We start from the raw sequence: 1,798 nt of genomic DNA, 5'->3' as shown, positions 1-1,798 counted from the left end.
CAACGGATCCACCCACCCCGTCGGGTTAGGCACGTACTGGTAGTGGTTCAACCCACCCGCCAGCTTGATCGGGTCCGGGGTCAGGAAACGGCCGGGTTGGGATTGTAGTAACGATGCCGGTTGGAGTGCAGGCTGTACCACCCCAGGAATCGCGGTATGCTGTCAATTCCCGCCACTTCTAAGCAGGTGACATTACTCTAGGCGTAATATCGAGTGATTTAAATAACTCCGTTCTTGCAGGTCTCGAAAAATTGAAATATTAGAATATCCCCCCGTAAGTGCAGCCACGCTAGTCTTGCGTCGAACGTGAAATCCTTATATTCAAGGCATATAAAACCACCAAGAAGTCAATCCTTCAATATATCAATGATATATTTACTTCCCCCACCGCTCTTCCAAAAATCCAGCATTGCAATTAATATACTTTCGTCCTTCCGCAGCGCAATCAACGCATCAGAAAGGAGAGGGTGACTCTCTCCTTTGTCACGATAATACTCATACAAACTAGATATCATAATGCACGCGACTGCTGCTCTCACTCCCCAATCTTCTTCACGCTTCAAAAGAATATTTATTGCAGGTGCAATTAAATCAGCATCGGAGAGCGTAAACTCCCAATCCTGTCCCATTTCAGTCAGTTTCAAACCTAGGAGCGAGGAAACAACCTTCCTCTCATCCTCAGACGCACCATAATACTCCAAAATAATTCTCTCCCTGGAAGGTAGTTATTAATTTTCCCACCCTATTAAAAACTTATTAAAAACCCCCTCGCCAACTCTTATATAATCCCAGTAAAACTCAACCAAACCAATCAGCCACCATAGCATCAGACCGTTGGATACTACAGGAGTAGCATTAAAACCTGAGCTCCCTAAAAAGGATAAAAATAGAGAGACGCAATATACGCCAAACACTATTGCAGAGAAATTTATAATTACATTCTAAATGTTAACAACTGATCTACTCACGCAATCATGATCATCAAAGAATATCAATTCACACCCATTGGAGTTTGCCAGCCAGAATGGATATCCGGTTGTTTCGGAAAGCAGCAACTCAACTTGCTCGATTGATGAAAGCCTCCATCCATGCCAGCTAATATCGAAGACTACCAACACTGCCCCTTCCCATCCTAAATGCTTAATTTTTTTCCAAAAGAACGGATCATGTTCTTTACTAGTTACACACATTTTAGAAGAGTCAAGCCCCTCACCCCCTTCAAAAAACCTTGTATTCAAAAAGGAAATCAAGGACCGAAGCTCCCCCTCCCTTAACTTACTTACCAAGAAACCATGCCTCTCAATTTCTTCATCTATTTCGATCTCGAGATAATTCACTGCTGCACTCCTATCCTTGCACGTGAAACTGGAACACGAGATACCAGTACATGACCTCTTACGGCCCCTCCCTCACCTCTTTTCCCTGGGGTTTGATAACCTATATGTGGATTTCGTGGCCCATCAGAACTCACCACTAGAGATGGATTATCGATGTTAACCTCTGCCCCTCTATTTTTTCCTTTTAAAACGCGCCATTCAGTGGGGAATGACTTACCATATTGATCCTTTCCCCATTTAGTAACCTCAAATTCACTTTTAGGAATTCCGGTTCGTTTAAATGCCTCATCTAAGCCAGCAGTCATTTGCTGATAGGAGGTCCCAGGAGCAGTTCTTAATTCAATATCTACATCGGGATTAAATTTCCATGTACCACCGTTTACTGGCTGTGGACATACATCAGACAACCCCAACGGATCCACCCACCCCGTCGGGTTAGGCACGTACTGGTAGTGGTTCAA

The 1,798-nt window shown here is 43.9% G+C and carries 3 protein-coding genes and 1 pseudogene; all 4 read right to left on the bottom strand.

The genetic code is table 11. The features are described from left to right. Positions 1 to 194 (bottom strand): annotated as a pseudogene (locus BM060_RS32220) (RHS repeat-associated core domain-containing protein); the annotation flags it as partial. Between the two features lie 153 nt (positions 195 to 347). Then, complete coding sequence (locus BM060_RS32835; protein WP_135499903.1) at positions 348 to 644, bottom strand: hypothetical protein; 297 nt, start codon at positions 642 to 644, stop codon at positions 348 to 350. A 297-nt stretch (positions 645 to 941) separates the two neighbouring features. Continuing rightward, positions 942 to 1,337, bottom strand: a complete 396-nt coding sequence (locus tag BM060_RS32830) for a hypothetical protein (RefSeq protein ID WP_074986586.1) — start codon at positions 1,335 to 1,337, stop codon at positions 942 to 944. After that, a partial coding sequence (locus tag BM060_RS31995) for a polymorphic toxin type 47 domain-containing protein (RefSeq protein ID WP_256257890.1) occupies positions 1,334 to 1,798 on the bottom strand: 465 nt, incomplete at its 5' end. The genes BM060_RS32830 and BM060_RS31995, both read right to left, overlap by 4 nt.

The organism is Pseudomonas citronellolis, from assembly GCF_900112375.1.
In the GTDB taxonomy this organism is placed as follows: domain Bacteria; phylum Pseudomonadota; class Gammaproteobacteria; order Pseudomonadales; family Pseudomonadaceae; genus Pseudomonas; species Pseudomonas citronellolis.
The sequence above is the reverse complement of the archived record's forward strand: the minus strand, read 5'-3'. Positions and strand labels throughout refer to the sequence as shown.